The 26019-nt window shown below is 61.0% G+C and carries 22 protein-coding genes and 1 pseudogene; 14 read left to right on the forward strand and 9 right to left on the reverse strand.

Going from position 1 to position 26019, the window contains the following annotated elements:
• Nucleotides 1–14: 14 nt before the first annotated feature.
• Nucleotides 15–500, reverse strand: a complete 486-nt coding sequence (andAd, locus tag WS68_RS05075; protein ID WP_059569757.1) for an anthranilate 1,2-dioxygenase small subunit AndAd — start codon at nucleotides 498–500, stop codon at nucleotides 15–17.
• 13 nt (nucleotides 501–513) lie between these two features.
• Nucleotides 514–1791 (reverse strand): anthranilate 1,2-dioxygenase large subunit AndAc, encoded by a 1278-nt coding sequence (gene andAc / locus WS68_RS05080; RefSeq protein WP_059569758.1) that lies wholly within the window; start codon nucleotides 1789–1791, stop codon nucleotides 514–516.
• A gap of 216 nt (nucleotides 1792–2007) precedes the next feature.
• Here andAc and andR point away from each other — a divergent pair, with 216 nt between their 5' ends.
• Nucleotides 2008–2991, forward strand: coding sequence for an anthranilate 1,2-dioxygenase regulatory protein AndR (gene andR / locus WS68_RS05085; protein WP_082709814.1), 984 nt, complete (start codon nucleotides 2008–2010; stop codon nucleotides 2989–2991).
• Between the two features lie 260 nt (nucleotides 2992–3251).
• Here andR and WS68_RS05090 read toward each other — a convergent pair whose 3' ends face one another.
• The gene (locus WS68_RS05090; protein ID WP_059569759.1) at nucleotides 3252–4151 is read right to left on the reverse strand and encodes a LysR family transcriptional regulator; all 900 of its coding nucleotides are present in this window, start codon (nucleotides 4149–4151) and stop codon (nucleotides 3252–3254) included.
• A 227-nt stretch (nucleotides 4152–4378) separates the two neighbouring features.
• Here WS68_RS05090 and WS68_RS05095 point away from each other — a divergent pair, with 227 nt between their 5' ends.
• From WS68_RS05095 to WS68_RS05110, 4 genes are read left to right on the forward strand one after another with little or no spacing between them, the layout of a single operon-like run.
• Entirely contained in the window at nucleotides 4379–5896 is a 1518-nt protein-coding gene (locus WS68_RS05095; RefSeq protein ID WP_059569760.1) for an efflux transporter outer membrane subunit, read from the forward strand.
• Nucleotides 5889–7055, forward strand: coding sequence for an HlyD family secretion protein (locus WS68_RS05100; protein ID WP_082709806.1), 1167 nt, complete (start codon nucleotides 5889–5891; stop codon nucleotides 7053–7055). Before WS68_RS05095 ends, WS68_RS05100 begins: the two co-directional genes overlap by 8 nt.
• On the forward strand, nucleotides 7055–8611 hold the full coding sequence (locus WS68_RS05105) for a DHA2 family efflux MFS transporter permease subunit (protein ID WP_059569761.1): 1557 nt from the start codon (nucleotides 7055–7057) through the stop codon (nucleotides 8609–8611). Before WS68_RS05100 ends, WS68_RS05105 begins: the two co-directional genes overlap by 1 nt.
• Before the next feature lie 35 nt (nucleotides 8612–8646).
• Nucleotides 8647–9378 (forward strand): siderophore-interacting protein, encoded by a 732-nt coding sequence (locus WS68_RS05110; protein ID WP_059569829.1) that lies wholly within the window; start codon nucleotides 8647–8649, stop codon nucleotides 9376–9378.
• Between the two features lie 143 nt (nucleotides 9379–9521).
• Here WS68_RS05110 and WS68_RS05115 read toward each other — a convergent pair whose 3' ends face one another.
• A complete protein-coding gene (locus tag WS68_RS05115; protein ID WP_059569762.1) occupies nucleotides 9522–9722 on the reverse strand; it encodes a hypothetical protein in 201 nt (66 codons plus the stop codon).
• A gap of 599 nt (nucleotides 9723–10321) precedes the next feature.
• Here WS68_RS05115 and WS68_RS05120 point away from each other — a divergent pair.
• From WS68_RS05120 to WS68_RS05130, 3 genes are all read left to right on the forward strand, one after another.
• Entirely contained in the window at nucleotides 10322–11872 is a 1551-nt protein-coding gene (locus WS68_RS05120) for a 4-hydroxyphenylacetate 3-hydroxylase family protein (RefSeq protein ID WP_231752946.1), read from the forward strand.
• A gap of 93 nt (nucleotides 11873–11965) precedes the next feature.
• The gene (locus tag WS68_RS05125; protein WP_269434528.1) at nucleotides 11966–12724 is read left to right on the forward strand and encodes an SDR family NAD(P)-dependent oxidoreductase; all 759 of its coding nucleotides are present in this window, start codon (nucleotides 11966–11968) and stop codon (nucleotides 12722–12724) included.
• A 42-nt stretch (nucleotides 12725–12766) separates the two neighbouring features.
• Nucleotides 12767–13684: an HpcH/HpaI aldolase/citrate lyase family protein gene (locus WS68_RS05130; protein ID WP_059569764.1), complete on the forward strand. Its 918-nt coding sequence runs from the start codon at nucleotides 12767–12769 to the stop codon at nucleotides 13682–13684.
• A 109-nt stretch (nucleotides 13685–13793) separates the two neighbouring features.
• Here the strand turns inward: WS68_RS05130 and WS68_RS05135 are convergent, their stop codons facing one another.
• On the reverse strand, nucleotides 13794–14501 hold the full coding sequence (locus WS68_RS05135; RefSeq protein WP_082709808.1) for a TetR/AcrR family transcriptional regulator: 708 nt from the start codon (nucleotides 14499–14501) through the stop codon (nucleotides 13794–13796).
• A gap of 778 nt (nucleotides 14502–15279) precedes the next feature.
• On the opposite strand from WS68_RS05135, the gene WS68_RS05140 reads away from it, so the two are divergent.
• The 5 genes from WS68_RS05140 (at nucleotide 15280) to WS68_RS05160 (ending at nucleotide 20170) form a co-directional block, all read left to right on the forward strand.
• Nucleotides 15280–15693: an acyl-CoA thioesterase gene (locus WS68_RS05140; RefSeq protein WP_059569831.1), complete on the forward strand. Its 414-nt coding sequence runs from the start codon at nucleotides 15280–15282 to the stop codon at nucleotides 15691–15693.
• Between the two features lie 56 nt (nucleotides 15694–15749).
• Entirely contained in the window at nucleotides 15750–16886 is a 1137-nt protein-coding gene (locus WS68_RS05145) for an acyl-CoA dehydrogenase family protein (protein WP_059569765.1), read from the forward strand.
• A 72-nt stretch (nucleotides 16887–16958) separates the two neighbouring features.
• On the forward strand, nucleotides 16959–18059 hold the full coding sequence (locus WS68_RS05150; protein WP_059569766.1) for a 3-deoxy-7-phosphoheptulonate synthase: 1101 nt from the start codon (nucleotides 16959–16961) through the stop codon (nucleotides 18057–18059).
• Between the two features lie 112 nt (nucleotides 18060–18171).
• On the forward strand, nucleotides 18172–19365 hold the full coding sequence (gene pheA, locus WS68_RS05155; protein WP_197419524.1) for a prephenate dehydratase: 1194 nt from the start codon (nucleotides 18172–18174) through the stop codon (nucleotides 19363–19365).
• Nucleotides 19349–20170, forward strand: a complete 822-nt coding sequence (locus WS68_RS05160; RefSeq protein WP_059569768.1) for a hypothetical protein — start codon at nucleotides 19349–19351, stop codon at nucleotides 20168–20170. Before pheA ends, WS68_RS05160 begins: the two co-directional genes overlap by 17 nt.
• A gap of 18 nt (nucleotides 20171–20188) precedes the next feature.
• Here the strand turns inward: WS68_RS05160 and WS68_RS05165 are convergent, their stop codons facing one another.
• The 4 genes and pseudogenes from WS68_RS05165 to WS68_RS05185 form a co-directional block, all read right to left on the reverse strand.
• On the reverse strand, nucleotides 20189–20434 hold the full coding sequence (locus WS68_RS05165; RefSeq protein ID WP_197419525.1) for a hypothetical protein: 246 nt from the start codon (nucleotides 20432–20434) through the stop codon (nucleotides 20189–20191).
• A gap of 2 nt (nucleotides 20435–20436) precedes the next feature.
• A complete protein-coding gene (locus tag WS68_RS28230; RefSeq protein ID WP_197419526.1) occupies nucleotides 20437–20769 on the reverse strand; it encodes a hypothetical protein in 333 nt (110 codons plus the stop codon).
• Nucleotides 20770–21518: 749 nt separating this feature from the next.
• A pseudogene (locus WS68_RS25715) lies at nucleotides 21519–22172 on the reverse strand (LysR substrate-binding domain-containing protein).
• Between the two features lie 336 nt (nucleotides 22173–22508).
• Nucleotides 22509–24542 (reverse strand): NADPH-dependent 2,4-dienoyl-CoA reductase, encoded by a 2034-nt coding sequence (locus tag WS68_RS05185; protein WP_059569772.1) that lies wholly within the window; start codon nucleotides 24540–24542, stop codon nucleotides 22509–22511.
• A 113-nt stretch (nucleotides 24543–24655) separates the two neighbouring features.
• On the opposite strand from WS68_RS05185, the gene WS68_RS05190 reads away from it, so the two are divergent.
• On the forward strand, nucleotides 24656–25708 hold the full coding sequence (locus WS68_RS05190) for an AraC family transcriptional regulator (protein ID WP_059569773.1): 1053 nt from the start codon (nucleotides 24656–24658) through the stop codon (nucleotides 25706–25708).
• Nucleotides 25709–26019: the final 311 nt, after the last annotated feature.

The following is a 26019-nucleotide window of genomic DNA, read 5'->3' on the forward strand; positions in this document are numbered from 1 at the left end:
AACTCCTAGTCGGATCAGATCGGCGTCGCGAGCAGCGTCTGCACGCGAGACGTGTCGTAAATCACGCGCTTCCTCTTGTAGCGCAGCCCGGCGGCCGTGCGCACGACCGTGTCGCAATACTTGCCCGCCTGATAGACGGTCGATTCGCCGTCGCTGCGCGTCTGCACGACGACATAGCTGCTCTGCGTGTCGATTTCGCCGTCGCGCTCGCCGACGATCGTGAGCCCCGACGTCATGTGCCGGTACGTGTGCGCATCGTAGATATTTGCGTGGCGCAGCGACACGACGCGATCGCGCAGCATCCGCCGGTTCGTGCAATGAACGATGCCGATCGGCAATCCCAGGTCCGCATTTTCCTTCGAAACGATTTCGTACAGGCAATCGTCGGTGAAAAACTCCGGCCAGCGCTCGAGCTGATCGTTGTCGAGAACGGCGACATAACGCTCCTGCAGCATCCGCAGTTCGAGCCACAGCCGAATGTCGTCGGTGATATCCGCCATGTTCGTCTCCCGCTCAATAGCCCATCAGCTTTTGGTAGCCAACCCAGAACTTGCGGATCAGGCTCTCGGTGATCGCCGTGTCCTGCTGATCCGGATTGCCGCGCGACATCTCGATCACCGATGCCGCTTGCGCATCGCGCACCGTGCCGCGCTGAACCAGTTCGGTCGCCTCGGTGTCCTCCATCGAGATATAGCCTGCCGGCCCGACGAGATTTGCCTGCTTGATCCGAAACGCGCGCAGCTCGGGAGTATCGTCCGCATAGCCGAAGAAATGGAAGATCAGCTCGAAGTTCTTCGGCCCCTTCGGCAAGAGTTGCCGTGCGACCAGCGTGTTGTGGATCTGCTGGATCACGAGCTGTGGAAAGATCGGCTGAATGTGATTGGTCGTGTCCTCTTCGTATTCGGAGACCAGCGCGAGAATCGAATCGTCCTCGAGCGAAAATCCTTCGTCAAACGAACGAATGTGCTGCTGCTTATATGCGCTCACGGTGTCCTCGTCGTCGCGCGTCTTCGTCATCGTGATGATGCTGTGCAAGCCGTGCGCCGCGTCGGGAATCGAGCGCGCCTTCATCCCAACCCGAAAGATGTTGAACGTCGTATGAAACAAATGCAGCATGCTCGCGTGGTACGGGTCCTTCACGTTCTCGAAGTACAGTTTCCAGTTCGATTTCGAGTATTGCCGCGTGCAGCCGAGATACTCGATCGGCTTGTGAAAGATCCGGTCGATCCACGGCCGCATCTGCGCGCCGAGGTAGTCCGGCAGCGGCGCGACATCGTCGCTGAAAGTGGCGAACACGAGCCCGCGGTAGCTGTCGACGCGCAGCTTGCGCAGCTCGTGGCGCTTCGGATCGAAATCGGCCGGCATCCCCGCCATGCCCTCCTGCCCGCGCCGGAACGGCACGCCGAGCAGATTGCCTTGATTGTCGAAACTCCACTGGTGATAGACGCATGTGTGCGAGCTTGCGTTGCCGCGCGCGCGGCGGCAAATCTGCGCGCCACGGTGCGCGCAGCGGTTCACCCATGCGGCGAGCGCGCCGTCGTCGCCGCGCGTGACGACGACGGGCGTATCGCCGACGAACGTGCTCTTGAAGTCGCCCACGCATGGAATTTCCGCTTCGAGCGCGACGAAGCTCCACGTCGGCCCGCGAAAGATCCGCTCCTGCTCGCGCTCGTACACGGCCTGCGAGCTGAACACTTTGTACGGCACGCGCGAGCCGTCGTCGTGTGGAAACCGCACGTCGGACGTATCGGCGCGATCGACCAGCGATACCGGCGATTCGGTCAATTCCATCGTTGTCTCCTGTCAAGGCGATCGACAAGCCGCCTGATGGAAACCATTTTCGAAAAGCCAGAATCCGGCGTCTATCCGAAAAATGCGCGCAATGCGCGATTGCGGCAATGCAGTATCCACTTTCGGCGGCTTTTCAAGGTACGATGCGCATTAGATTTGCCGTCCGGCCGACGAACGACGTTCGAGATGCCGGCGCGTCATGCGAGGCAACCGGCCATGTCCCCCATCCCATTCGAGCCGCTCGCGCTGCGCGAGCACAGGCTGTTCGAATCGCGCGATCTCGACGAAACGCGTGAGCACATCTCGCGCGTGATGCAGCCGCACGCGCTGCTGCCGGGCGGCGCTGCGACCGGACCCGCCCATATGGACTTCGTGCGGCTCGGCGGGCTTGGAATCGGCGCGATCGCGTTCGGCGATGCGATGCAAGTGCGCGTCGATGCAGTCGACGGCTATCACTTGCTGATGTTTTGCCTCACGGGCCGCGCCCGAGTACGCGCGATGGGCCGCACATTTGACGTCGACACCCGCACCGGCGTGTTATGCGCGCCCGGCGAACCGTTTGCCGCGCAGCTATCGGTTGATTGCGAGCAGTTCGTGCTGCGCATCGACGCCGCCGCGCTTGCCGCGCACGTCGGCGACGCGGCAGCGGCGCTCGAGCCGGTCATCGGCGTCGGCGGCTCGTCGCTGAGCGCGTGGATGCAACAGCTCGCGCTCGTCGCGCGCTCGCCGCAGCTGCTCGCATGCGCGCGCGCAAACCCGCGCGTGGCTACGCGACTCGAACAACTGCTGATCGACCTGCTGATCGACGGCCATCCGCCCTGCGCCGTGCCGGCGCGGCGTGCCGGCGCGGCGCCCGGCTTCGTTAAGCGCGCACAGGCATTCATCGACGCCCAGTTCGCGCAGCCATTGCAGCTCGCGGATATCGCACGCGCGGCAGGCGTCCCCGAACGCACGTTGCGGGACGGCTTCGTGCAATTTTGCGGCACGAGCCCGATGCAGTATCTGCGCCAAGTTCGTCTCGATCACGCTCGCGAATGGCTGCTGCACACAGCGCCGGCCAACCGGCGGATCGCCGAAATCGCGCTCGATTGCGGATTCACGCATCTCGGCCGTTTTGCCAATGTCTATCGCGAGCGGTTCGGCGAGCTGCCGTCAGCAACGCTCGGCGACGGGCGCAACGGCCGATCCGGCATGCCGTGAGCGACGGCACACCGCCTGCCGCTCTCGCCGCTCCGCCAAGCAACCGGCACGCACGAAGCAGCATCCTGCGGCGCCGCGCTGCGATAAAAGCCGGCCTGGTTACGCCGTCCGGCCAAAACGAGCAGGCACAAGCACTTGCCGTGAGCACCGAAGCGGAGCAGCCCAGCCCACGGCAAGACTGGAAGCCTTGCGGCACCACCTATTTCGGCACCTGCGCATCAATACACGGAACGCAGCGGCAAACCCGACTTCGGCAGGCATCAAGCCGGAAGCTCGCATGCCTGCTTGAGAAGGCCGCGCAATGCACGGTTGGCGGGATCCGTACCAAAGCGCGGATGCCACGCCTGCGAGATCAGCACCGGCGGTGTCGCCACCGGCAGTTCGCGCGTGCGCATGCCGTGCCGGGCGGTTTGCGTGAGCCGCTCCGCGACGCAGGCGACCAGATCGGTCTCCCGCGCGAGCGCCAGCGCCTCCGCGAACGTCGGCGTCACGACGGTCACGCGCCGCGAATAGCCCAGCACATGGAGCATGTCGTCGACGGGCCCCGTCGTGCGGCCGCGCCGCGAAACCGTCACGTGCTGATAGCGGCAAAAGAGTTCCGGCGTGATCGTCTCGGCTTGCTCGAGCGGATGCCCGACACGGAACGCCGCGACGAAGCGGTCGCGAAACAACGCCTGACGGACGATCTCAGGCCCAATATCGGCGATCACGCCGACATCGAGATCGATCAAGCCTTCGCGCAGCGATTCGACGTCTTGCTGCCCTTGCGCCTTGAAGCGCAGTTGCACGTTCGGCGCTGCCTCCATCATCAGCATCAGCAGCACCGGGCCGAAACTGCTCACGAAGCCGTCGTCGGCGCGAATCGTGAAGGTGCGCGTCAATTGCCGCAGATCGAACGCCTCGCCGTCCTGCAGCAACGCGCGCGCCTGCTGGACGATTTCGCGCGTGCCCTTGCGCAGCGCCAACGCACGCGGCGTCGGCACCAGCACGCGGCCGGCGCGCACAAAAATCGGGTCGCCGATCATTTCGCGAATCTTGTTCAGCGTCCGGCTCATCGTCGGCACGCTGAGATTCATCCGTTCGGCCGCGCCCGTCACGCTGCCCTCGGTCAAGAGTGCGTCGAGGGCAATCAGCAGATTCAGATCAAGTGGTTGTTGCATGCCTTTTAGGATCGAAATCGTTTCATCGAACCGCCCAGCCCGGCCGGACGGGCGAACGCCGCGCTCGTGGCGAATGCGCGGCGCGCCAATTGTCGTGAAGAGAACCGTAGCACGAACTTAACTTGCGATAACTGAAAAGTATGTTTTCGGCGTAGATCATTTCTGAAAATCAACACCGTCGCTAACCTCCGAAACGTAAATCGAAATTCAATAGAACGGAGTCACCAATGGTTGGCGAAGTATCGCTTCGGGAGGGCCCGGAACCCAAGCGCACGCTGGCGCGCCGGGCGGCGGCCATGATCGTCGGCGCGGCAGTCGCGTCGCTGTCCGGCTGCGCCGCGGACATGACACCACGCACGACGCTCGTTGCACCCGGTGAAAAGGACGCGGGCGCGAACATCGGCGAAGCGGCGCGCGCCGCGCGCGCGGCTCAGGCCGTCGATGCCGCAGGCTGGTGGAAAGCCTACGGCGATCCGCAGCTCGACTCGTTGATCGCTCGCGCCACGCAATCGGCGCCGAGCATGACGCTCGCGGTGGCACGCGTCGAACAAGCGCAGGCCGAGCTTGGCGCCGTGTCATCGGGAGATCTGCCTTCGCTGAATGGTAACGGCGGCGCACTCGTCGAGCATTTTCCCGATCACTACACCTATTCGTCGCAATACGCGGGCAGAGGCGGCAGCGAAGGCCGCCTGACGCTCGACGCACAGTACCGGCTCGACTTCTGGGGCAAACGCCGCGAAGCGAAGGCCGCGGCCCACGAGCGCCTGCGCGCCGCGCAAGCCGAGCAGGCCGATGCGCGCCTGCTGTTGCAGACGGCGATCGTCGAAGCGTATGTCGGCCTCGATGCTGCCTATAAGGTGCGAGACATCGCGACAAACGCGCTATCGCGCCGCCACGGCGTAGTCGATCTGCTGAAGTTGCGCGCGAAATCGGGGCTCGCCACCGACATCGACTCCGTTCAGGCACGCGAAGCCATCACCGAGACGCGCAGCGAAATTCAGCGGCTCACCAGCGAAATCGCGCGGCGCCGCAATCAGCTTGCCGCGCTTTCGGGCGAAGGGCCGGCGTTTGGCGAGCAGCTCGCCCGGCCAGCACTCACGAACTTGGCCGACCCCGCGCCGCTTTCGCCGATTCCGGCCACGCTGCTCGGCTACCGGCCGGATCTCGCCGTCGCGCGCGCGAACGTCGAGGCCGCGATGCATGAAATCGGCGTCGCGAAGGCCGCGTTTTATCCCGACATCGACCTGATGGCATTCGCGGGCTTCAAGAGCCTCGACGTCGGCCAACTATTGCGGCCGGGCAGCACGGCCCTCGGTTTCGGCCCGGCGATCACGCTGCCGATCTTCGAAGGCGGCCTGCTGCAAAGCAACTTGAAGCGCCGCACGGCCCAGTACGACGCGGCCGTGAGCATTTACAACCAGACCGTCGCGACAGCGCTTTCACAAGTGGCCGACGGCATCGTGACGCTGCGCGCCGAGCACGCGCGCAAGCTAGACGCCGACGAAGCGCTCGCGCATTGGCAGCGCGTGGTCGGACTGCAACAGGAACGCGAACGGCAAGGCCTCTCGAGCAAGCTCGACCGCATCGCGACCGAAACGGCGCTGCTGCTCTCCGAGCGCCGCGCGGCCGAGCAGGATGCGCGCATCGCCGTTGCGCAGACTGCGTTGATTCGCGCGCTCGGCGGTACCTGGAGCCCGTCCCGCCCCCATTCCGACCATACGACCACATTGATCGACCATGAGTGATACCACCCAAGCCCAAGCAATTGAACAGCGCACCGTCCAGCGGAAAAAACGCCTGACCGTGATCGCCGTGGCCGTCCTGATCACCGGCGGAGCATGGCTCGCATGGGATACGCTGTCGAACGGCGCCGCGCGCACGACCGACGACGCCTATGTCGGCGGCCGCGTCGTACAAATCACCCCGCAGGTAAGCGGTACGGTAACGCGCATCCTCGCCGACAACACCGATCGCGTCACGGCGGGCGCGCCACTCGTCGAGATTGATTCGGCCGATGCGCGCATCGAACTGAGCGCCGCCGAAGCGCAGCTCGCACAGGCAGTGCGCGCGGTGCGCGGCATGTACGCGGCTGACGCGCGCTACGACGCGGACGTGAAACTGCGCCGGGCTGAACTCGACAAAGCGCAAGCCGACCTTGCCGCAAGGCGGGCGATCGCATCGGCCGGCGCGGTGACGGGCGAAGACGTGCGGCATGCCGAAGTCGCCGTGCGCGCCGCGCAAGCAACGCTCGACTCGGCTCAGCAACAGCTCGTGCAGGCGCGCGCGCAGATCGACGGCTCGACGATCGAATCGCACCCCGCCGTGCAATCCGCCGCGCAACGCGTGCGCGCCGCCGAACTCGCCCTTGCTCGCAGTGTCGTGCTCGCACCTGTCTCGGGCATGGTCGCGCAGCGTGCCGTGCAGTTGGGCAGACGCATTGCGCCCGGCGACAAGCTGATGTCCGTCGTACCGCTCAACCATCTATGGGTGGATGCGAACTTCAAGGAAGTACAGCTCAAGGGCCTATGCCCAGGCCAGAAAGCGACCATCACGGCTGACATCTACGGCAAATCGGTCAAATATCATGGCGTCGTCGCCGATATCGAGGCCGGCACCGGAGCAAGCTTCGCGCTGCTGCCTGCGCAAAACGCAACCGGCAACTGGATCAAGGTCGTACAGCGCGTGCCCGTGCGTGTTTTGATCGATCCGAAGGATCTGGCCGCGCATCCGTTGCGCATCGGCATGTCGGTCGAGGCAGAAGTGATCGCCGATCAATGCGCCCCCGCGGCCGCCGCAGCGCGCCACCCGCAAGTCGACGACGCGGCAGCGATTTACGCGGCGCAGCAGGCGCAAGCCGAAGTGCGCGTGCGCGAGATCATCGCCGCGAACATGGGGGCGAAGTGATGTCGGCCGCCGCTCAATCGGCCGCGGCCGGGCCGGGCGCCAAGCAGCCCATTGCGCCGCTGTCGGGTTCGACACGGATTCTCGCTACGCTCGCGCTCGGCCTCGCCTCGTTCATGGCCGTTGTCGATATCACGATCGCGAACGTATCGGTGCCGACGATTTCCGGCAACGTCGGCGTAAGTTCGGACGAAGGCGAATGGATCATCACTTCGTTCGCGATCTCGAACGCTGTTTGCATTCCGCTGACAGGCTGGCTCGGCCGGCGATTCGGTCAAGTGAAGCTGTTCGTGGCGTCGCTCGCGGCATTCACGCTCGCTTCGGTGCTCTGCGGCCTTGCTCCGACATTCGAGACACTGCTCGCCGCGCGCGTGCTGCAAGGCGCGGTATCGGGGCCGATCGTGCCGCTTTCTCAGGCTTTGCTCGTGGCAGTCTTCCCGCGCGATAAGCAAGCGCTCGCCGTCGCGATGTGGGCGATGACGAATATGGCCGGCCCCGTGGTCGGGCCGATGCTCGGCGGCTGGATCACCGATGAATACAGTTGGCCGTGGATCTTCCTCGTCAACGCGCCGGTCGGCATCTTCGTAATCGCGACAATCACGATGTTGCTGCGCGGGCATGACACGCCAACCATCAAACTACCGGTCGACATCATCGGCCTGCTCTTGATCGCGATTGGAATCGGCTGCCTGCAAGTGACATTGGATCGCGGCCGCACGCTCGACTGGTTTGCGTCGCCATTCATCTGCGCAACGGCCGTTGCAGCCGTGCTGGGCCTCGTGGTCCTCGTGATCTGGGAGCTTGGCGATCCGCATCCGATCATCGATCTGCGGCTGTTCAAGCACCGCAACTTCGCCGTCGGCACGATCGCCGTCGCAGCCGGCTTCGGACTGTACTTCGCCGCACTCGTGCTCGTGCCGCTGTGGCTACAAACCAATCTCGGCTACAGCTCGACTTGGGCCGGTCTGGTCACGGCGCCGATGGGCGTCTTTGGGATCCTGCTTGCGCCGTTTCTCGGCAAATGGGTAAGGCGCGTCGATGCGCGGTTCTTCGCAAGCCTTGCCTTCATCGCATGGGCTGGCGTGGCCTGGTGGCGCTCGACCATGACGACTGACGTCGACGCAGGCACGGTTGCGCTGCTGTGCTTGGCGCAAGGCATCGGAATCGGCTTCTTTTTGACCCCGCTCGTCAGCTTGTCGCTCGTCGGCGTGCCGCCGGAGAAGATCGCAGCCGCCTCGGGGCTGCAAACGGCGATCCGGATGATGTCGGGCAGCCTCATCGCGTCGCTCGCGCAAACCTTCTGGGATCAGCGCGCGCGCTTTCACCAAACCTACCTCGTGCGCACGCTCAACGCTCTGGACGATCAGACGGCCGCAAACGTGGCGGCGTTGAAACGCGGCGGCTTCAGCGAGGATCAGGCGTGGGGCGTGATCAACCGGCAACTCGATTTGCAGGCCCATATGTTGTCGCTGAACGATTTTTTCTATTTTTCGACGTTTGCCTTCCTCGCTGCGCTCGCGATCGTCTGGCTCGCGCGCATGCCGAAAAAAACCGCTTGAACTTACGATCTCATTAGCCTCCCATGAACGCTTTCATGTCTTTCAAGCCAAAAAACCGCACGCTCGTACCCGTCGAGGTCGTGCAAATCCGTGACGTCACTCCGTGTATGCGTCGCATCTCCGTCATCGGCGAAGGGTTGCGCATGATGGAAGTCGATCTGCCCGCGCAATGGGTGAAGCTGTTCGTGCCGACCGACCACGACGGCAAGATCGGTCGCGCATACACGATCCGCGATTTCGATGCCTCTGCCGGCCGGATGGATATCGATCTCGTGCTGCACGGCGACGAAGGCCCCGCGACGAGATGGGCCGTCAATGCGCGGCTCGGCGAGACGATCGAAGTAGCGGGTCCGCGCGGCGGTTACGAAATCGATGCGCACGCAATGCATTTCACCCTGATTGCCGATGCCACCGCATTGCCGGCTGCCGCGTCGATCCTGCCTCGGCTGCCCGCATCGTCCAGCGTGCGTGTCATCATCGAGGTCAACGACGCGCGTGAGGAGCAGATGCTGAAGTGCCGCGCACCTTTAACGGCGCATTGGCTCCATTCAGGGCGTCAGGCGCCGGGCACAAGCGGGCAGATCTCGGCGTTCGTGCGCTCACTCGCGCTCGATCCGATCGAGCACCGCGTTTGGGTGGCCGGTGAATCGTCGATGGTGCGAGACGTCCGAGACCATCTGACGAAAGACCAGGCATTTGCGCGCGGCGCAATACGCTCACAGGGATATTGGAAATTAGGCGAGGCCGATCATCGCGATCGAGATTGACCGCTCGGCTGGTTCAAATCAAGTACAAGCGGGGAGGAACTGCGTGACGACCGCCGCCCCGCCCTGCAACCGCAGCACAAACTTCTATCCGCCGACATCGATCACGAATGCAGCTGGCAGCCTCTGCTCGCGCAAGCCGTCGTTCAATAGCGGCGCTCTCCCTTCCAAGCCCCAGCCCAATCGATTTCCACAAAAGTCGGCGTCAATATCAGTTCGATCTCGATTCTGACGTGCGCCCCACGCAGACGGCGCGCACCGGCAATCTTCCAATGTGAAAAGCAGCAGCGGGCAAAAAAGCCGATTTGATTATTCAGGAGCCCGGCGATGAAACCGTCACTGTTCACGAAGAGACGAATTGCCTATACCCGGTAACGCGCCGAACGTCATTTCATTCCTAATGAATTTTCGTTGTTTTTATGTAAAAACAGGGAAATATCGTTTACGAAAATAGATAAATTCAAACAGAATCGATGTAGCATGAGCTGGGTCAAATACCCTCGAATATTGGATGTCACCCACGAAATGCGAGTAGCGGGCGTTGTCAAACGGACGATAGCGTCATGAATATCCGCAATTTAGTGCGGATATCGGAACATCGTTCCCTTCATTCGTCACCAATCATTTGATTCATCAACGCGCACTCACCATATCGGCGTGGCAAACATGACCATCGTGCCGTGACCATCACAATTTCTCAAAATGCGAGTTGCTCAATCCGCTTTGCATAAATACACTGCAATTCGTCAAACATAATATTTCTTACCAAGCAATCGTCACTGAATCGAGATCATCGGCGCAAGACCGGAGACTCGACGCAGGCAGTGTCAGTCCTGTGCTGCGCACCGTTGCTATTTCCATGCAAGTAGTTCATTGCGCCGTTCATTCGGCGCTGCTTCGTCACGCCTGCATATGGCCGACGAAACATTCATTCGAGGAGGAGCGCTTGAAAAACGATTCGATTTTCCTGCCGAGTTCCGAAGCACAGGCAAGCGACATCGCCATATACACAGGCGACGAATATCTCGCGAGCCTGGATGACGATCGCGAAGTCTGGCTCAATGGCGAACGCGTCAAGAACGTGCCCCATCATCCGGCATTCAGAAATTCGGCAAGGATGATCGCTCGCTTTTACGACGCGATTCACGATGAATCCCGCCGTGAAATTCTGACGATTCCGATGGACGACGGCAGTGGCTTTCGCTGTCACCGGTTCTTCCAGGCACCTCGTTCGGCCGAGGAACAATTGGCGGCACGCGATGCAATTGCCGAAACCGCACGCCTCAATTACGGCTGGATGGGCCGCACGCCCGATTTCAAGGCCGCGTGGATCGGCACGTTCGGCGCGAACCGCGAACTCTACGGCGAATTTCAACACAACGCCCAGCGCTGGTACGACCTTGCGCGCAAGCGCCTGCCGTTCATCAACCATGCCGTGGTGAATCCACCGGTCGACCGGCACAAAGACCCGAACCACTCCGACGTTTTCGTGCACGTGGACGAGGAAACCGATGGCGGCCTCATCATCAGCGGCGCGAAAGTCGTCGCAACCGGCGCGGCGCTCACGCACTACACGTTCGTCGCGCACTACAACGTCGTCTATCGCGACAAGAAATTCTCGCCCGTGTTCATGGTCCCGACGAACGCGAAGGGCGTGAAGCTGATCTGCCGCCAGTCGTATGAATTAAATGCGTCGCGCACCGGCACGCCGTTCGATCACCCGCTATCGAGCCGCATGGACGAGAACGACTCGATACTCGTCTTCGACCGAGTATTCGTGCCGTGGGAAGACATCTTCATGTACGGCGTCGAACAATCGAACCGCTTCGTCGAACATTCCGGCTTCTTCGGCCGCACGCTGATGCACGGCTGTACGCGTCTCGCGGTGAAGTTCGATTTCATATGCGGCCTGTTCATCAAGGCGGTTGAAATGACCGGCACCAGCCAGTTTCAGGGCGTGCAAGGCGCGGTTGGCGAAGCCATCGCACTGCGCCACATGCTCTGGGGCTTGTCCGATTCGATGGCCTGGCGCGTGGAGCCGTGGAAAGGCGACTTCGTGCTGCCCGACACAGAATCGGCGCTCGCTTATCGGGCGCTCGCGGCAGACTCATATAGCCGACTGATCAATCTGATCCGCAAGACTGTAGCGAGTTCGCTGATCTATCTGCCTGCGCATGCGGACGATTTTCGTCAGACCGATGAACGTTCGTATCTCGATCGCTATGTGCGCGGCGCCGACGGCGTCGATGCCGTCGAGCGTGTGAAGCTGATGAAACTGCTGTGGGATGCGATCGGCTCCGAATTCGCGTCGAGGCACGAACTCTATGAGATCAACTATTCGGGCAGCTACGAAAAAAGTCGGCTCGATACGTTGAACGTGGCACGCGGCAGCGGGCGCACGGAAAAGATGACCGCGTTCGTCGATCAGTGCCTCAACGAATACGATCTCGACGGATGGCGGGCCTTCGATCTGCACCACGCATCGGCCTCAGGCTGATCGAAACGCTGTTCTTTTCTTTGCGAACGCGTGCGCGGCGCAATGCCGTGCGCGCGTCAACAATCGGCACGTGATGCCGCCGCCGATCAGAATATGAGGAATTGGACCGTGCATGACAGAGAACGGGAAGTCGCCGTCGTAACAGGCGCCGCAAGAGGCATTGGAGCCGCGAGCGTGCGCGCCTTGGACCGCCAGGGGTACGACGTGGCCTGCATCGATCGCGATCGAGCCGCACTCGACGATTTGCTCGGCAATATCAGGGGACGTCATCGAGCGTTTTGCGTCGACGTCTGCGACGAAAGCGCGATCGTCGACGTATTCGCGCAAATCATGCGTTGGCGCGGACGCATCGATGCGCTGGCCACGTGCGCGGGCGTTGTCGATACGACGGAATGGTCGAAGCTGTCGACAGAGCGGTTCGTTAGCGTGATGAACGTCAACGTGCTCGGCACGTTTCTCGCAATCCGCGAGGCAGCGGCGTCCATGCACGCCGGCTCGCGCATCTGCACCGTATCGAGCGTCGCGGGCATTCGCGGCGGCGGCCTCGCCGGCACCGTCGCCTATGCGGCAAGCAAAGGCGGCGTGATTTCGATGACGAAGACGCTCGCGCGGGAGCTGGGGCCGCTCGGCATCACCGTCAATTGCATCGCGCCGGCTGTGATCAGCACGCCGATGCTCGATCGGACGACGAAAACAGCCGGACAAATCGAACGTTTTCGCAGCATGACGGCGCTGCACCGTGAAGGCAGCGCGCCCGAGGCCGCGGAGGCCATTGCATGGTTCCTCTCGAAGCATTCTTCATTCGTCACCGGTACGACGCTGCCCGTCGATGGCGGGCTCACGATGCTTTGAAATCCTATGCATGGCTCGCATGCCTTCCATTCCGGAGCATAGATGGCTATTTCCACAGATAATCCCTTTTCGCTGATGCGCACGTGGTACTTCGTCGCGGGAGCGGATCAGCAAGCGCTTCGGGATGCCGGCATAACCGGCGCCGATGTCGTGATTCAGGAACTCGAGGATTTCACGCCGAACGATCTGCGCGCTGCCGCACGCGGTTACGCCCGCGATGCGATGGAGCGTTGGCGACGGCAAGGTGCGATACCGGGCGTGCGGATCAATCCGTTCACCACCTGCGGGCGCGAGGATCTTGCGGGCGTGATGCCGGCGTTGCCGGCCGTCGTCATGATGTCGAAGGTCGAGACGACGAAGCAGGTCGAATCGCTCGATGCAGAAATCGGCAAATGGGAAAGCCGCCTCGGCATTCCGATCGGCTCAACGGCAATCGTGCCAAATATCGAAAGCGCGCTCGGCATCGTCGATGCAATCCCGATCGCTCACGCAAGCGCCCGCGTGCATGCGATGCTCGTCGGCACCGAAGATATGGTCGTCGATCTCGGCGCGGAGCGCTCTCGAGAAGGCACGGAGTTGTTTCATCCGCGCGCGCGCTTCCTGCTCGAATGCGCGGCGGCCGGCGTGCTCGCGATCGATTCGCCCTATACATTCTCCGACGAAGCGGGCGCCAGCGCCGACATGCTCTGGGCGCGCTCGATCGGATACAACTCGAAGGCCGTGGTGAACGCGCATCTCGTCTCGCTGACGAACCACGAGTTCACGCCATCAGACGAAAAAATCGCGCTCGCCCGCCGGCAGATCGAAGCGTTCGAGACATCGCTGCGTGCGGGCATGGCGCGCGCGGAAGTGGACGGGCTCGTCGTCGAGCGGCCAAGCTATGCGGCGGCACGGAGGCTGGTTGCGCGTCACGCGCAGTTGTCGGAACGCGCCGCATCACGGGCGGTTATCCGCGATTGACGAGGCAGGCTGGATATGCGGCACATGCCGCATATCCAGCGTCGAAGTCGGTTTGGCGGCCGCTCGCTCGCGCGAGCGGCCGAGGAGCAGCGAGCGCGAATCAACTCGCTTAGCTCGCTTCGGCGCGCAACTGCCGAGCGGCTGTCATCGCATCCTGACGCCGATCGCCGAGAAACGGGCGCACGGTATCGTCGGCGCGATCAACTGGGGTGTACCTGAGAAACCCGAGGATGATCCGCACGATCGAACGTTCGATCTCATCGGGCGCAAATTGCCACGGAGGGTCGATCACGGCTGCATGCACCAGAGATTGCGCGACCTGAAGCAAAGTCCAAGCGGCAAGATCGAGATCGATGGCGGCAACCTCGTGCTGGTGTTTTTCGAGCAGCGTGCGCAAGCAGCACAGGATCTGAGTGTCAGCAGGACTGTCGGCGAGCGGCGCATCGAAGAAGCGGAATTCCTGTTCGAGCACCTGATGCAGCGCAGGTGCGTTCTCGTGTTCTGCCATCATCGCACGCACGACGGCTTCGATGCTGTGCCCGAGATCACTCGAGCGAGTAGCGAGGCATTGCTCGATCGCCTTGCGTATCTGAACGGCATGCCGCTCGTGCAGCGCGGCAACCAGCGAGCTTTTATTCGGAAAATATTGGTAGACCGAACCAACGCTCACGCCGGCGCGTTCGGCCACCATATTCGTCGTCATACAGGCATAGCCGCGCTCGGCCAAAAGCCGGGCGGTCGCCTCGAGAATCAGTTCGACAGTCTGTGCGGATCTTGCCTGCCTCGGGCGTTTGCGCGGTTGAGGAAAATCTCTCATAAAGATGCTCCTGACAAAATGCACCCGCTAATTAAAGCGAGAAAGGACTCCAAACCCATTTGGCGACCTGCATCACTGATATGCGCTGGCGGATCGTGAGCGGCCTCGATTTTCGAACAGAGAAACCATCAAAATTTGCGATAAAAATATCGTCATTTTATAGTTCGCAATAGCGTTAATTTTGTGTAGTTATGTCAGTTACGCGCCCGGCTCTTGGCACGACGAGCATGATGTGTAACCGATCATATTGTAGCGCACAGAAGCTGTCGATTCATTGATAAAAATTTAAGTCACCACCCTGGTATTTTTTGCATGGAACCGATGTTATCCATATTCATGAAAATCAGCGTATCGCATTGTCTTATATTTGTATGACGATATTAAATTAATAAAACCGCCAAAATAAAATGCGAGCAAAAATCTCGAACAATGCTTTTCCGGAGCAGCATAAACCTTTGTGCGAACACATGGCGCATGTTCAGGCCATTGTGTATAAACACCTGTCAACGCGCACGACCGTCGACGGAATACTCATAACTAACTGAAACACAACATGGATTTCGAAGGCATCGAAGTGATGCGCAGCGTACCGGCCGAATGCCCGAGGCGGAATGAGGCAATAGAAATTTACGCCCGGCAAATGCGAGTTGCTGACAGCATGTCAACTCCATACCATGCGCGACAGGTGCATCGCATGTTTTAAGCACCACTCGCAATCACGCTCGATTCAAAAATGGGTCCGCGTGAATTTCCCATCAAATATCAATACGAGACAACCATGAGCGAAACCGGCTATACGACGCATATCGAGGTTAAATATCGGGATACGGACTCGATGGGTCACGTCAGCAGTCCTGTGTATTACGATTATTTGCAGCATGCATATTTGAGCTATATGTTCGATTTGCTCAAGCTGCCGCGCAATCAGAAGCTTCCGCACATCATGGTCAAGACGTCGTGCGAATACGTGCAGCCGGCATTCTTCGGAGATGCATTGTCGATCGAAAGCCGCGTGATCAAGTTCGGCACAAAAAGCTTCGAAATGGAGCACCTGATGCGTCGCGACGACGAACAAAACTCGATCGTTGCAAAGGGATCATCGACGCATGTGATGTTCGATTACGAAAAAAACTGCACCACCGTCATTCCCGACGACTTCAAGAAGCAGGTTCGGTCTTATCAGACACGCTGAACGACACGTCACCTGCGGCACGGCGATTCCAATCAAACGGGAGCAAAGAGGAGCCTATGCATTTCAATTGGACGGTCGAGCAATTGGCCATTCGACACCAGTACGCAGCAATCGGCGGCGAAATCGCCCGGGCAGCCGCGGGCCGTGCGGAAGGATTCGACTACGACGGCTGGAACAGGTTGCGCGACGAAGGACTCTGGCGTTTGATCGTGCCGGTCGACCGTCCGGCCGGCAACGAGAATTGGTGGAGTTTCACAGCAGCGCTGGAAGGCTTGTCGTCGACGATCGTCACGCCGGAATTGTTGCTGTCGGTCATCGCGCAAGCCGGCATGGTGCGCGCGCTCGCACGACATGGCACGCCAGACCAGCAAAGCCGCTACCTCGATGCAATCCTGCGCGGAGAAGTCAGCGCAACGGGCATCGCGGAGCCGACCACGGGCACCGACGTGCGCAGCATCACCACTTCGCTGACAGAGGTGGGCGGCGAATATCGCCTGAACGGCAGCAAGTTCAACATCGCACATGCACCGATCATGGACTTCGCGCTGATCGTCTGCCGCGTGGGCAACGCGGATACGAACAACATCGCGCTGGTACTGCTCGACAAAGGCGCGCCGGGCTTCGCGCCGGGCTGCATCGACGACAAGCTCGGCAATCGCAATCTACCCACCGGCGCGCTGTATTTCGAAGACGTACCGGTGCGCAAGTCTCAAGTGCTGGGCGTGCCCGGCCGCGGGCTCGGCACATTGATCGACATCATCTCGCTGGGACGCTTGTATTACGGTCTCGTCGCCGCGCATTTAGCCGAGCCCGCGCTGCGCGATGCGCAACAGTACGCCGCGCATCGCGACAGCTTCAAGAGCACGATCGACCAACACCAGTACGTGCAAAAGCGCATCGTCGATATCCGTATCGGCATGGAACGCTCGCGCTGGCTCGCGTATGGAGCACTTTCGCAATTGCTGGCCGGGCATCGTGAAGCGCTGCTGTCGTGCTCGATCGCGAAACTCGTTGGCGCGGAGGATCTGATCAATGCCGCGACGAGTCTCGTCAAGCTTTACGGCAGCCTCGGCTATCACAACGGCAAGGTCACCGAACTGATGAGAAACGCGCTAGGTTTCGCCAGCGTCGGCGGCACCGAAGAAATGCATCGCAAGAATATTTTCAACCAGATGCAGCGTCTGGCCACGTGATCCGACGTTCGCGAGCGGCGGCAGGCAAGCCCCCGGTCATATCACTCGCGTGTCGAACTTGAGGAGCAGAACATGTCTCTAGCGCTTAGAGATCGAGAAACGGTAACCGCGGCGAAAATCGTCAAACCCGCCACACTGAAAAAAGTATTGCCGCGCGGTGCGCGCCAGCAGCAATGCGTGATCGAATCACGACGTGCAATAGCGGAAATCCTGCACGGCGCGAGCGATCGGCTGCTCGCGATCGTCGGCCCTTGCTCGGTGCACGATCCGCACGCGGCGCTCGAATTCGCCGAGCATCTCGTCATCGAGCGAAGACGGCTGGCCGACGACATTGAGCTTGTGATGCGCGTCTACTTCGAGAAACCTCGCACGACGATCGGCTGGAAGGGGCTCATTAACGATCCGTTGCTCGACGGCAGCTTCGAGATCGAACAAGGGCTGCAAACAGCGCGTCAACTCATGCTCGATATCACCGGCATGGGGTTGCCGATCGCAGTCGAGTTCCTCGATTTGGCCACGCCGCCCTACTTGTCGGATCTCGTTAGCTGGGGCGCCATCGGCGCGCGCACCACGCAGTCTCAGGTACACCGCGAACTCGTCTCGGGCCTGCCATGTTCGGTCGGCTTCAAGAACAGCACCGAAGGCAGCGTGCAAGTAGCGATCGATGCGATCCGCGCCACCAACCAACCTCATCGCTTCCTTGCCGTCGATAACGACGGTGAGCTGGCGAAGGTGACGAGCGCGGGCAATCGCGATTGCCATCTCGTGCTGCGCGGCGGCAAACAGCCGAACTACGACGCATGCAGCATCGATGCAGCCGTGAGTGCTCTGAAAGCGGCCGGCGTGCTCGCGCGCGTCGTCATCGATGCGAGTCACGGCAACAGCGGCAAACATCACGAAAATCAATTACTCGTTTGCGACAGTCTCGCTGCACAGCTCGGCTTCGGCGACGATCGCATCGCGGGTGTGATGATCGAATCGAATCTCGTCGAAGGACGGCAGAACGTCGAACCGGGCAAGCCGCTCGTCTACGGACAAAGCATCACGGATAGCTGCATCGGCTGGAGCGACACCGTGCATTGCCTCGACACGCTCGCACATGCCGTTCGCGAGCGACGCCTCGTGCGCATGCTCGAAGACGCCGCGTCGGTCGTCCGCTTCGCGGCGGCCTGAGCGGCGGACCGGAACACCGGCGTCATCCGCGCACCGCATCTCACTCGTGCAGCCTTGTCCGGCAGCGGACGAGGCCATCGATGCGGCGCGCTTTCACCGAACGGAGCGCGAAATGACCGACCTATCCATTGGGCGCACACCAACGCCGAACGACGAGATCGCTCGACATCGCACCGCCATCATGACCATCGATGAACGATTGATTGCACTGCTCAACGAACGGCTCGATCATGCACAAGCGATCGGCCAGGTGAAGCGCTCGATGGGCGAGCGCGTGCACCAGCCTGCGCGCGAACAAGAAATCCTGGCCTCGCTCGGCGAGTGCAGTTCGGGGCCGCTTACATATTCACACGTGCGCGCGATTTGGACTGAGATCTTTCGCATTAGCCACACGTTGCAGGAGGGCCCGACGGTCGCATTTCTCGGACCGCCCGGCACTTATACTGAAGATGCGATGCACACGCATTTCGGCCATAGCGTGCACGCGTTGCCGTGCGACAGTATCGATGCCGTGTTTTGCGCGATCGACGCAGGCTCGGCCCACTATGGTGTGGTTCCGATCGAGAATTCCACCGAAGGGACCATCATGCGCACGCTCGATCTCGTGCTCGACAAATCGATGCAGATATTCGCCGAGGTCGCGCTGCCGATTTCGCATTGCCTGATGTCGGCCGACGGACGGATGGACGGCATTGCGAGCGTCACCGCGCATCCGCAGGCGCTCGGACAATGCCGCCGTTGGCTCGATGCGAATCTGCCGCACGCCGAGCGGGCGCCAGCGGCCAGCAATGCGCACGCGGCGCGGCTGGCGAATACCGCGCCAGGCATGGCCGCGATAGCCAGCCGCCGCACGGCCGCGCGCTATGCGCTGACGGTGCTTGCAGCCGATATTCAGGACGAACGGCTCAACAGCACGCGGTTTTCGATCATAGGCAAGCACGCTGCTGCGCCGCGCGACGACGAGCGCACACTTATCGCCGTTGAGCTGGAAAACAACACTGGCGCGCTCCTACGTTGCCTCAGCCCGCTCGCAGCACGTTGCCTCGCCGTTACTCGCATCGATTCGCGGCCGCTCAAAAGCGAACTCTGGGCTTACCGGTTCTTCATCGAAATCGGCTGCTGTCGACATCACCCCAACCTGCTCGACGCGCTGCACGAGCTACGTACCGCCGTCACGTCGCTGCGCGTGCTCGGTGCATATGCCGCGACGGCCACATACGGCGAGCGGCGTGCGCAACGCGGGATCGAAATCCCTGCCGTGCTTCGCGCAATCAATCAGGATTCCTCTCATGCAAACCGAATTTGAACGAACCACGCGCCGCGTGGACGCGATTTTCACCGGCTATGACACGCGTGCGATCGTGATGCTGCGCACGTGCTCTGCCCTGTTGCGCGACAAGGATGCGTTGCAATGGTTCGCGCGCGCGCGCGAAAGCTACGCCAACGAACTCGAACTGCTATTGCTCTATTTGCCGCCGGACAGGCCGTGCAGCGCAGTGGACGAGCCGGCGGCATCGGGAGCCGGCAGCGGGTCGCTTCAGCGGGAATCGATAAGCGCCGGTGAAATCGTCTGGCCCGCGTTCGACCTGCACAACCCACTCGCCGCGCAGATCAAACGCGGGCGTAACGGTACGCAAGCCGACGCAGTAACGGTTTCAACCTGGGCGCTATGCGAGCCGCCGCAGGAATCGGGCGGCACAGGATCGAGCGCGCCGCCAACTTTTCTCGAAGCGCTCTGCGCGTCGCGCAATGTCGGCTGGCTGCTGCCGTTCCGGCCGAACACGAGCATCGAGCAGATGGCCGCGGCGGCACATCTCGACGTCGGTGACTTGCCGCGGACAGTGATTGATTTGGGCGCGATCGAAGCGATGACGAGCGCGACCATTGCAAAACAGGCGCATCGGGCCGTCTGCGAACTTGTGACGAGCGTGTGCCCGCCATGCGGCATCGCACTGGGACCGGCGGTGTTTGCAGGACCTGCACCGTCAGACGCACACGCATGGCGGGTCGACGCCATCGAGGCACTGCTCGACGAAATCGCCAATGCGGTTATGACACGTTGGGTTACAGCGTTCACGCGTTCGGCATTCTCATTGCGCTCGCGGCTCTGATTCAACGATGCTATCGCGTCAACCAAAACCGCTTGCCAGCCAATAAAAAATGACGCCCGCGCCCGGCAGCACCAAGCCAACGATAGGCCGGCCGAGCGCGCCGAAACACAACGGCCAAAGCGACGCACCGACATTCTGCAAAATCGTACGCAGACCGATCACCCGCCCGACATCCCGTTTCGCCGCGACGTCATGAACCAGCGCGAGAAGGTTCGGCTGCGCCGTTCCGAGCGCAAGCCCTAAAAATATGGCGAGCACGCACATCGTCACGAAGCTCGTGTGCCACGGATAATGTTCGCGCAAGTCGTCATTCCGACGTGCTTCGCGCGTTCGCCCAGCGCAGCGACCTTCGGCAGATTCTCTGCGTTGCAGGTGACGCACATGACAGACATCGGCACGTCCGCCAGCTCGTCGATATCGTCGATTTCAACGTCTGCGGGTGAAATCATGACGCCGGAGCGAACCGAATCGTGCCGTGCCAGAGATGCAAGAAACACGTTGGAGCACTGCGCAATGGTCGTCGTGTAACGCTCGAGGCGGCAGCGCCGGAAATAACCAACTTCGATGATGTCAACGCCGGATGAAACCAGACGAGTCAAAATCGCACTGATCTGCGCAGCGGAGAAGTCGTGACCATTGATATAACCGCCATCCCTGAGCGTACAATCGAGCAGCGTGATCGTTCACGGCCGCTCGGTCTGAAACGAGTGTGAATTCATGGACAGAGTTTCGATTTAACATCGAATGAACACCTGCCTATTTATAAACACCGTAAAGGCATATTCGTTAATTTTTAATACGGCACGTGCCGAGGCGAATCTTCATCACCATCAATCGTTTCTGCATCATGCATCAGCGGTCACCCGAGCGAAGGGGACGATCGCTGGGCCCAACTGATTCAGAATTCCACAACCAAATTCCAATCAGGCATTCACCGATACAAAAGCCTGATTCAAGTTCAATCAAGCTATACGAATTGGCTACACGGGGCGGGCCAGAGTATGTACACAACCACGCAATCCGCGCACAGTCCGAGCCTATCGGTCTTTGCAAAAACCGAGGTGAAAATAACCAACAAACCAATTGGCAGGACTAAGAGCGGTAAGAAGCTCGCGATCGGACCAGATAGCGGGCAAAGACGAATAGAACTGCTCCCCGCATGGACAAAGTTCCTCGGAGATTGGCCATTGACGTGTTATCGTGCAACGCAGCAATGCATTCGCATCGTCGCCCGTTATGCATGAAAAAGATCTGTCTTAATTCATAGTGATGCTAATTGAATAGCACCGCACGGCGGAAATGAAAAATACGCATCCATGTATGCTCTGGCCGCATGCATGGATGCCACTCACGCGCCAATGCGCTCGTCGATTCGCTCATCCTGGGATAGCAGCCAGCGCTTGAACATCGTGGCCGCGCGATTCATCGAGCGGCCTTTGGGCGTGACCACGTAGTAACCGCCGCCGAAGGCCGCGGTTTCGCGCGTCGCGCGAATCAGACTCCCCTGCTCCAGATAGCCGTCGATCATCTGACGCCAGCCGAGCACCGGACCCTGCCCATGAAGCGCCATTTGAACCAACTGCGGATAGTGGTTCGATACGATGACTTTCGGATTTTTCGGCATCACGATTCCATTCAACTCTAACCAATCCTCCCATTACATCCAGGATCGCTGCAGATCGTCACGCGCCAGCAATATCTCGTTCACGAATTCACCGGGTTTGAGCAGTCGGCCGCCGAGATAATTCGGCGAACAAACCGGAAAAACCTCTTCGTCGATCAACTGCATTGCATCGAAATGCGGCCTGCATTGGTCGCGCAGGTAATACAGCCCGACATCGAACTCCGATGGCGCAAGTGCAGCGGGACTATCGGATACGATAAGCCGCAGGTTGACATTCGGATGGACCGCGCAAAACGAGCCGATGCGCGGAGCCACCCATAGCGTGGCAACCTCGGACGAACACGCGACAGAAAGATCGAGATTTCCGTAACGCGTCATGATGTCGGAAGTGGCTTCCGAGCATTCGCTAGGCAAGAATCTCACTCGGTCGACATACCGCTCGCCTCACATTCGTGCCGCCGCAACGGAACGTCGAACTCTGCACGAAGTTGCACGGCAGTGCCTTCGACGTGGCTTTGAAGAGGATGACGCGGAAAATGAAAAGCAGCGGCCGGGCGCGTTCGAATGAATGCCTGCGTCGAATGAAATGGCTTACAACAATACCGGCGAATTCTTTTAATTCTTGGCCGCCGCATACCTAACCGGTATGTGAGGCTCGAAAGAGCCTACTGCGCGCGCCGCCCATCGCACTGCAAAGAGCGGCACGCACCGCACTCAGAGCCTTGCCGCGAGCCGCGAGCCTTGATCGATCGCGCGCTTCGCATCAAGCTCCGATGCCAAGTCCGCGCCGCCGATCAGGTGCACCGGCACGCCCGCGGCCCTCAGCGGCTCATACAGCGAGCGATCCGATTCCTGCCCCGTGCATAACACGATCGTGTCAGCCTCGATCACGGTCCGATCCTTGCGCGCTTCGCCAAACGTCACGTGCAGCCCCGCATCATCGATCAGTTCGTAATTCACGCCGCCGACCATCTCTACGCCCTTCATCTTCAGCGTCGCGCGATGAATCCAACCAGTCGTCTTGCCCAGCCCCTTGCCGAGCCCGGTTGCCTTGCGTTGCAACAGCGTGACGCGGCGCGCGGGCGGCGACACCCGGGCGCGCGTCACGCCGCCACGCTCGAGCGCGGGATCGGTGACACCCCATTCAGCCTTCCATGCATCGAGATCGAGCGCCGGCGATTCGCCATCCTGAACGAGAAACTCGGATACGTCGAAGCCGATCCCGCCTGCGCCAACCACCGCGACACGCGCACCGACCGGTTTATTGCGCGCGAGCACGTCGATATAGGTCAGCACCTTCGGATGGTCCTGGCCGGGGATGCGCGGATTGCGCGGCGTCACACCGGTCGCGAGTACGACATCATCGTATTTCGCGGCGATCAGCTCGGCCGGCGCGACACGTTGATTCAAATGCAACGCCACCCCGGTCAATTCGATCTGCCGTCCGAAATAACGCAGTGCCTCGTGGAATTCCTCCTTGCCCGGAATCCGCTTGGCCATGTTGAACTGGCCGCCGATCTCGGCCGCCGCATCGAACAAATCGACGTGATGCCCGCGCTGCGCGAGTACCGTCGCGCATGCTAGGCCCGCCGGCCCGGCACCGATCACCGCGATACGTTTGGCTTTCGCCGCTCGCACATAGTTCAGCTCCGTCTCGTGACAGGCACGCGGATTCAACAAGCACGATGCAACCTTATTCTTGAACGCATGATCGAGGCACGCCTGATTGCAGCCGATGCAGACATTGATTTCGTCGACGCGCCCTTCGGCCGCCTTTTTCACAAACTCGGCGTCGGCGAGAAACGGCCGGGCCATCGACACCATGTCCGCGCAACCGTCGGCCAGAATCCGCTCGGCGACTTCGGGCCGGTTGATCCGATTCGTCGTTACGAGCGGAATGCCGACCTCGCCTTTCATTTTTTGCGTCACCCATGCGAATGCGCCGCGTGGCACGGACGTCGCGATCGTCGGCACCCGCGCCTCGTGCCAGCCGATCCCGGTGTTGATCAGCGTCGCGCCCGCGCGCTCGATGGCCTTTGCGAGCATCACGACTTCGTCCCAGTTGCTGCCGTCCGGAATCAGATCGAGCATCGACAACCGGTAGATGATGATGAAGTCACGGCCGACGGCCTCGCGCGTGCGCGTCACGATCTCGACCGGCAGGCGCATCCGGTTTGCATACGATCCGCCCCATTCGTCCTTGCGATGGTTGGTGTGCATCGAGATGAACTGATTGATCAGATATCCTTCCGATCCCATGATCTCGACGCCATCGTACCCCGCCTCACGCGCAAGCGACGCGCAGCGCACGAACGCGCGGATTTGCCGCTCGATGCCGCGCGCGGTCAGCTCGTGCGGCGTGAACGGCGAAATCGGCGATTGGATGCGCGAAGGTGCGACTGCGAACGGATGATAGCCGTAGCGCCCCGTATGCAGAATCTGCAGTGCGATCTTGCCGCCGTGCGCATGCACCGCGTCGGGAATCACGCGATGCCGCCGCGCCGCCGCCGTCGTCGACAACGTACCGCCGAACGGTTTCGTCCAGCCGGCGACATTCGGCGCGAAGCCGCCCGTGACGATCAAACCGGCGCCGCCGCGCGCGCGCTCGGCGAAATAGTCGGCAAGACGCGGCAACGTCTTGCGGCTGTCCTCGAGGCCGGTATGCATCGACCCCATCAGCACGCGATTGCGCAGCGTCGTGAAGCCGAGATCGAGCGGAGCAAGCAAATGGGGAAACAGGGTCGTCATGGTCTATTGAAGGGAAAATGGTTGTGTGCACATCGTAAGCGCAACCTCGCTTGTCCGTGAGGGGGCAAACAGCCATAATACTTGTCATTTTCGGCCAATCTTGGCCATTTATCATGGTGCGACGCACGATCAAGGACAATCTGGGCCTGCGGCGGCCGACAATCCCGGTTGCTTATTTGCGGCATTTGCTGAAGGTCTTCGAGGAACGCGGCATCGATCCGCGCGACGCCCGCGCGGGCACCGGGCTGCACGACGACGTGCTCGACGAGCCGAACGCGCGTGTCGCGCCATCGCAATGGGGTCGGCTCGTGCTAAATGCAATGCGGCTGAGCGGCGACGAAGGCATCGGCTTCGAACTCGGCCTGCGGCTGCGCATGTCGGTACACGGCTTTCTCGGCTACGCGGCGTTGACCGCAGCCGATCTGCGCGCGTCGCTATCGGTCAATGCGCGTTACTTTCGGATGCGCAATCGACAATACCGGCTGCAATACACGGAGCGCGAGGACGGCGTGTTGCTGGCGCTGCACGGCGTCCAGCCAAGCCCGGTGCTCCAGCATCACGCGATGTTCGAGATCGTGCTCACCGGCATCGCACAAAACGTGAGCACGGTTACGGGGCACGTGGATCCGCCAATCGAGTTGCAATTTACCTGGCCTGAGCCGGACTATTACACGCGCTACCGCGACCGGCTGCCGCCCGTGCGTTTCGGTTGCGCGGCCAATGCGCTATGGGTAGCGCGCAGCGCACTCGACTGGCCGCTGCCGCTTGCCGACGAAGTCGCGCATCAACAAGCGCTCGCGCAGGTCGAACGCGAATACGCGCACGTGCGTCACGACGAAGGCGATTTCGTCGCGCGGGTGCGCGCGGAGCTTGTTCTGACCGAACGCGGCTATCCTGACCCGGACGAGTTGGCCAAACGCCTGCTGATGTCGACGCGCACCCTGCGGCGGCGTCTGCTCGACGCGGGCTCCGGCTATCGCTCGCTCGTCGACGAAGCGCGGCTGCGTGATGCGCGCCACATGCTGCGCGCATCCGACCTCGATCTGAGGACGATCGCCGAACGCCTGCAATTCACCGATCCGGCAAATTTCACACGCGCGTTTCGCAAATGGACCGGGCAAACGCCCAGTGCGTACCGGCGCGGCGAACAAGCGCCCAACTATTGAGCGCGACGCGCTTGGTACGCGTTATTTTCCAGGTACAGGTCCGTCAGTCTGTCAATCTGCCAACACCAATCATTACGGATTACTTTCTTTTTATACCAAGAATATTCGACTAACAAAGCAATACCCCGGCGATACGGCACTCGCCACACCCACGCGGCGTAACGATATGCCGGTGCTCATGACAATGCGTCTATACAGGGCTTTCTGGTACGCACCGGAGGCCAGCCGCTGGATTAAGCTGGTCGAGAAATCTTATTCGAGCCGCAGCGTGCTGCAATGCGTGCTATACGAGTGCGCTCGAATCGTTCAGG

The organism is Burkholderia sp. TSV86, from assembly GCF_001522865.1.
Classification (GTDB): domain Bacteria; phylum Pseudomonadota; class Gammaproteobacteria; order Burkholderiales; family Burkholderiaceae; genus Burkholderia.